This is a genomic window from Mesorhizobium sp. M2A.F.Ca.ET.042.01.1.1 (genome assembly GCF_003997405.1).
In the GTDB taxonomy this organism is placed as follows: Bacteria; Pseudomonadota; Alphaproteobacteria; order Rhizobiales; family Rhizobiaceae; genus Mesorhizobium.
Genome location: NZ_RZRX01000331.1, coordinates 1 through 5,577, shown reverse-complemented (window position 1 = coordinate 5,577; position 5,577 = coordinate 1). Strand labels below are relative to the sequence as shown.

Genomic DNA, 5,577 nt, shown 5'->3' with positions numbered 1-5,577 from the left:
TCCAAGGACGGTCCGACCGTTCAGGCGTCGATACAAATGGTCACGTTCCAGGGCGACCACGTTCAATACGAAGCAATGTTAGACGGGGGAAAGCGACTGCTTTTTCAAGAGCGCCGTGACGGGCACGCGGACCTGCTTCGACCTGGAGATACCGTCACGCTGCAATTCCGCCCGGAGGACGTTGTTCCCGTCAGCTAGTCGGGAACCATGGGGAACAAAAAAGGAGGAAGTACATGAAAACTATAGCTCGACTAACCACGGCCATGGTCGTTTTGGCGCTGGTCACAGCTGCATCTGCCGACGAAAAAGAAGTGACCTACGCCAATTCAGGTGGCGTGGTTAAGGACGCCAACGAAAAGTTCTTCATAGCTCCGTTCGAAAAGGAAACGGGCATAAAGGTGAAGTATGTCACCACGGACGACAGGCTGTCTTCGCTCGAGGCAATGCAAAAGATTGGCAAGGTGCTTTGGGACCTTGACGATCTGTCAGGTCCTGATTTCCCACTCGCTGTCAAACGCGGTCTTCTAGAGAAACTCGACTATAACGTCATTGACCCCGACAACAAACTGCCCGCTGACGCAAAACAGGAATACGGCGTCATCTATGCAACCTATTCCGATGTTCTGCTGCAACGGCTGGACAAGAACCCATCTGGCAAAAAGATGACCAGTTGGGCAGACTTTTGGGACATGAACGACTTTCCGGGTCCACGATCCCTTCACAAATCAGCTCAGGGCAACCTTGAATTCGCTCTGCTCGCCGATGGCGTGGAGCCCTCCAAACTCTACGAGGTCCTCGGCACCAAGGAGGGTCTCGACCGGGCATTCGGAAAGCTCGACCAAATCAAGCCGTATATCCATGTTTGGTGGGAGTCCGCGGCACAGTCGGTGCAACTGCTTGCCGACGGGGAGGTGTTTTATTCAACGAGCTACAACGGTCGAGTGCAGAAGCTGAACCAGAGCGGCGTACCCGTGGAGATCGTCTGGAATGGCGGCGCGCTGCATTTCTCCATGCTCAGCATTCCCAAGGGCGCGCCCAATATCTCCGACGCCCTCGCTTACATCAAATTTCGGACACAGCGTGTGGACCTCAATAAGGATTATCTGAAAATCCTGCCCTATCCTGGCTACACGCCCGGGCTCTTCGATGGCATGGCACCGGAGTTGGTGAAGACCATGCCAACTTATCCTGAGCATGAGGCCCTTCAGTTCAAATCAAATGACGAATGGTGGTCACTCCATCAGGAACTCGAAGAGCGATTCGCGAGGTGGCTGCTCCAATAATGCGGTTGTCAATGGGGCAGTCAACTCACCTTGACTGCCCTCTTGTCTAAGTTGACCAGGGGAACTCTGCCTTGCGCCGTCTGATGCTTTTCCTACCTGCCATCGCGCTGCTGGCGGCGTTCGTGATATTGCCGGCGTTCGGCGTTATGAGCATGAGTTTGTTCGACCCCGACTTTTCGTTCAAGCATTTCGAGCGGTTTTTTACGCTCGGAGCCTATCTAACGCTTCTGCTGAACACGCTCGAAACCTCGCTGATCGTTGCCCTCACCACAGCGCTGGTGGGTTACCCGATCTCATACTTCATTTACCTTCAAAAAGGCAAAGTGCAACGTTTGCTGCTCTTTCTCATCCTGATCCCGTTTTGGATGTCGGTGCTTGTCCGCACCTTCGCGTGGATGGTCCTGCTTGGTAGAGAAGGCCTGGTCAACTGGCTGGCGCAGTGGAGCGGCCTAACAAGTCGGCCGATCCAGTTGTTGTTCACGCCGGAAGCAGTGGTGCTGGCGATGGTGCAGATTCTGTTGCCGGTTCAAATCTTCATCTGCTTTTCCGCCATGTCTGAAATTGACGTCGATCTATTGCGGGCAGCGCGTATCTTGGGAGCTAAACCGAGGCAGGCCGTATTGCGAGTTTTTGTTCCGCTCAGCCTGGAAGGTGCGCTCACGGGGACCATCATTACTTTCATGCTGTCGATGGGCTTTTTTATTACCCCCGCACTCCTCGGCGGGCCTAAAGACCAGTTGATCGGCAACCTCGTAACCACGCAGGTGGAACAAGTCAATTGGGCTTTTGCTGCTGCGGTTTCATTTATCTTGTTGGTTACAACGTTGGTGGCTATCGGATTGCTGCGCACGGGCGGGCAATTCATCATTCGACGCATGGTGTATGGGAGTGCGCGTTAATGGACAGCAACAAAGCCTCGACGGCACTGAGAATATATTTCTGGATCGGCATACTGTATTTGCTTTTCCCCATCGTAATCGTGCTTCCGGCTTCGTTCAGCGCATCGCCGTTCCTGCATTTTCCTCCGACCAAGATCGGGCTGGATTGGTATCGCGCGTACTTCTTTGACTCGAGTTGGCTCGCCGCGACGATGCTGTCGTTGAGGGTTGGTCTGTTGGCCTCGCTGATTGCAACCGTGACCGGTACGCTGGCAGCGGTAGGCATCGCCAAAAGTTCACAAAGGCTGCGAACCCCCTTGATCTTCATGGCGACCTTTCCCATGGTCCTTCCCCAGATTTTCATTGCCCTGGGTGTTTTTATTCTGGCCTTGCAGTTCGGGGCGACCGATAACGCGTATGTATTGGCGCTCGCACATGCAGCTGTGGGCGTTCCGTTGGTGGTGCTGATTGTCAACTCCTCAATGAAGCAAATCAGTCCGACCTTGGAACGAGCAGCTCGCGTACTCGGCGCAGGGCCCCTTAATGCGTTTCGAGTGGCAACTCTTCCAAGGCTGAAGCCTGCCATTGTTGCTTCGACAATTTTTTCTTTCTTCGCCAGCTTCGATGACCTGGTGATTTCACTGTTTTTGATGAGTGGCCAGGAGACACTGCCGATGCGGATCTGGGCCGACCTGAAGCTCGAATTCAGCCCAACCGTCGCAGCGGTTTCTTCGCTGCTGATTGTAGCAACGAGCGCATCTATGTGGTTCGCAGAAATGCTGCGACGCAAAGCGATCGCTTAACTCACAACATAACACTGAATGAGTGAGGACTTCTGCATGACGATGATCTACGAAGGCGTTTTTGAACGAACACTGGATCAACTCGTTGCTCTTTATGCAGAATCAAGAGGATCTAGGATCGAAGCGTGGACATTCGACGATGAACCAAGCCGGCGAGCAGCTGAGTTCAAGCTTGCTGCACTCGGTGTCGAAGCGCGTTTTCGTTCTGCGTATAAGCCACTAATCCACTTCTTTCTCGAAGAAGTGGATATTGGTTCGCTTGTTGCCATTCACGTGGTCCACCCGACGCATCCCACTTGCCACGTGGATCGTTTTCGAATCGAGGCTTATCCACTGGCGGCTCTGGTGGGCGATGTGACGCTGACATTCGAGGCTGGAACTCAGGACGAGCTGTTCTATCAGGTTAAGCTCAGACAAAAAGACGGTAACACCAGCGTACATTCCGTCTTCGCGCCCAATCGACTACACGTGGACTTTGTCGGCATCAGTCATGTATCTCCTACGGGTTGGATCAGGATTGGCGACATCGAACCTGGGGAGCGGCTGCAAACCGACTACGAGGCGTTATTCGAGACTGCGGTGCACGCGGTCGCCGCATATGAATGGGGCGGCGAGGAGCCCTATTTCGAGGAATTGAACATCGCCGTTGCTCTCCCAAGCAACGATCGGAAGCTGATGGTAGGCGAAGAAACGATTTCCTTGCGAGAGGCAATGCATGAGGATCTCTATTTCTCGATACTCGAGGTATTTCACAAAAGGTCGGGTCTGCAGTTGAGAGATTGGCGAGGACAACCGGGTCAGATCGTTCCGGAAATCCGTTACACTGATGCGGCGCCGGCGCTGCGAATTGAGACGCGGCTTTTGACACAAACTGAAGCCGAGTGCGAATCCGCGACTCTCAAGCACGCGGAGGCGCCAATCTCCGCCGAACAGGTCAGAGCGGAACTGTTCGAGATCGGTGGGGAGGCTTTCGAAGCATGTTCACGGTCCGGCCGGCGGGTCATGGCGCGCTATCGCAAGGGCACCGATCGTGCCGTGATGATAAGTAGCGGGCGGCACGCGAACGAGACGACGGGGATCGTTGGCGCGCTAAGAGCTGCGCGCGAGCTTGCAACGCGCCCGCATGCTCACTTCGTTGTCTCACCCCTGGAAAATCCGGACGGATATCAGATCCACTGGCGACTTCGCACAGACAACCCGTGTCACCTTCACCACGCCGCTCGCTACACCGCGTTGGGTGACGACTTGGCAAAGCGCACGACGGAGCCCTTGTTCGAGAAAGCGATCCGCAAGGAAGCCGAGCGTCTAAGCGCGGCAAAGCTTCATTTGGATCTACACGGCTATCCGTCCCATGAATGGACCCAGCCGCTGTCTGGCTATTTGCCGCAGGCATTCGGGAAATGGGCGATTCCGATGGGCTTCTGTCTTCTATTGTATCACCATTCCGCCTGGGCAGACACAGCGCAGCATCTTATTGACAGAGTTACAGAGCGCCTCGCTCGCCTGCCGGGCTTGCTCGACCGAAATGCGGCGCAGATTGAGCTATTCGAAAGTCATTGTGGCGAGACCGACCTCCAGATGATCAATGGGATCCCTTGCCTTGTCTCTGCCGATGCTCATACCCAGTCGGTCCCTATGGTCTTTGTCAGCGAGTACCCTGACGAAACAATTTACGGCCGCGCATTCAATGATGCTCACGATGTTCAAACCGAATTTGTCTTAGCGGCTTACGACGCTTACCAAGAAATTCAATGTGACTTGGAACTGAGCTGACTGAACTATCGTGGATTATCGGCACTGCGAAGCGCTCATTAGTACGGCACCAGTCGTTAGGACATAGCACGCCCCCGGGGGTACACATGTCATGATTCAAACTGTAACAGGGCCAATATCTGCGGACGGTTTGGGTCGTACGCTGATGCACGAGCATCTTTTCATCGCTTTCCCCGGGGCTTGGTTTGATCCATTTGCCACATTTGACCGCACCGCATTGGTCGATGAGGCGGTTCGGCGATTGGTGAAGCTGCGCGTAGAGTATGGGGTACGGACATTCGTTGACCCCTGCCCAATCGAGCTCGGCCGTGATGTTCTCCTGATGAAGGAGGTCTCTGAAAGATCCGGCATGCAAATAATTTGCACGACTGGATTTTACTACCAGGAAAGAGGACTGCCGGCCTACTGGCAAGCCCGTACCGTCGATGAGATCGCCGAACTTTACATTCGCGAAATCAGTCACGGGATCGGCGACACCGACGTCAAAGCCGGCGCCATCAAAGTCTCAACGGGCGCTCCGGGTATTACAGAACAGGAGAGGAAGTTTGTCGCCGCTGCTTCCATCGCCCAAAAAATGACAGGGGTACCGATCATAACGCACACCACGAAAGGTTGTGCGGGGCCAGAACAGCAGGAGCTGTTTGCGGCCGGTGGTGTTTCCGCCCATCGCTGCTTGATTGGCCATTGCTGTGCCAACCCAGATCACGCTTACCATAGGCGCATTGTAGAAGGAGGCTCCTACATAGGATTCGATCAAGTTGGATATAATCATATCCTACTGGACGACGTCCGGGCCGACAACGTGGCAAAGCTCGTGCGAGATGGCTTTCGTGCGCAGAT

The 5,577-nt window shown here is 54.5% G+C and carries 5 protein-coding genes and 1 pseudogene; all 6 read left to right on the top strand.

Features of this window, described 5'->3' with window-relative positions; translation table 11 throughout:
* The coding region (locus EOA23_RS30905) for a TOBE domain-containing protein (RefSeq protein ID WP_127306905.1) at positions 1-198 on the top strand (198 nt) is incomplete at its 5' end.
* Positions 199-233: 35 nt separating this feature from the next.
* A complete protein-coding gene (locus tag EOA23_RS30900; RefSeq protein WP_127306904.1) occupies positions 234-1,283 on the top strand; it encodes an ABC transporter substrate-binding protein in 1,050 nt (349 codons plus the stop codon).
* Between the two features lie 71 nt (positions 1,284-1,354).
* The gene (locus EOA23_RS30895; RefSeq protein ID WP_127306903.1) at positions 1,355-2,182 is read left to right on the top strand and encodes an ABC transporter permease; all 828 of its coding nucleotides are present in this window, start codon (positions 1,355-1,357) and stop codon (positions 2,180-2,182) included.
* A complete protein-coding gene (locus tag EOA23_RS30890; protein WP_127306902.1) occupies positions 2,182-2,964 on the top strand; it encodes an ABC transporter permease in 783 nt (260 codons plus the stop codon). Before EOA23_RS30895 ends, EOA23_RS30890 begins: the two co-directional genes overlap by 1 nt.
* A 36-nt stretch (positions 2,965-3,000) precedes the next feature.
* Positions 3,001-4,737, top strand: coding sequence for a peptidase M14 (locus EOA23_RS30885; RefSeq protein WP_127306901.1), 1,737 nt, complete (start codon positions 3,001-3,003; stop codon positions 4,735-4,737).
* A gap of 145 nt (positions 4,738-4,882) precedes the next feature.
* Positions 4,883-5,577, top strand: a pseudogene (locus EOA23_RS30880) (hypothetical protein); the annotation flags it as partial.

Bases quoted from the DNA above. Each gene is read 5' to 3' on its own strand.
- EOA23_RS30900 (WP_127306904.1), top strand. From the start codon at position 234: ATGAAAACTATAGCTCGACTAACCACGGCCATGGTCGTTTTGGCGCTG.
- EOA23_RS30890 (WP_127306902.1), top strand. From the start codon at position 2,182: ATGGACAGCAACAAAGCCTCGACGGCACTGAGAATATATTTCTGGATC.
- EOA23_RS30885 (WP_127306901.1), top strand. From the start codon at position 3,001: ATGACGATGATCTACGAAGGCGTTTTTGAACGAACACTGGATCAACTC.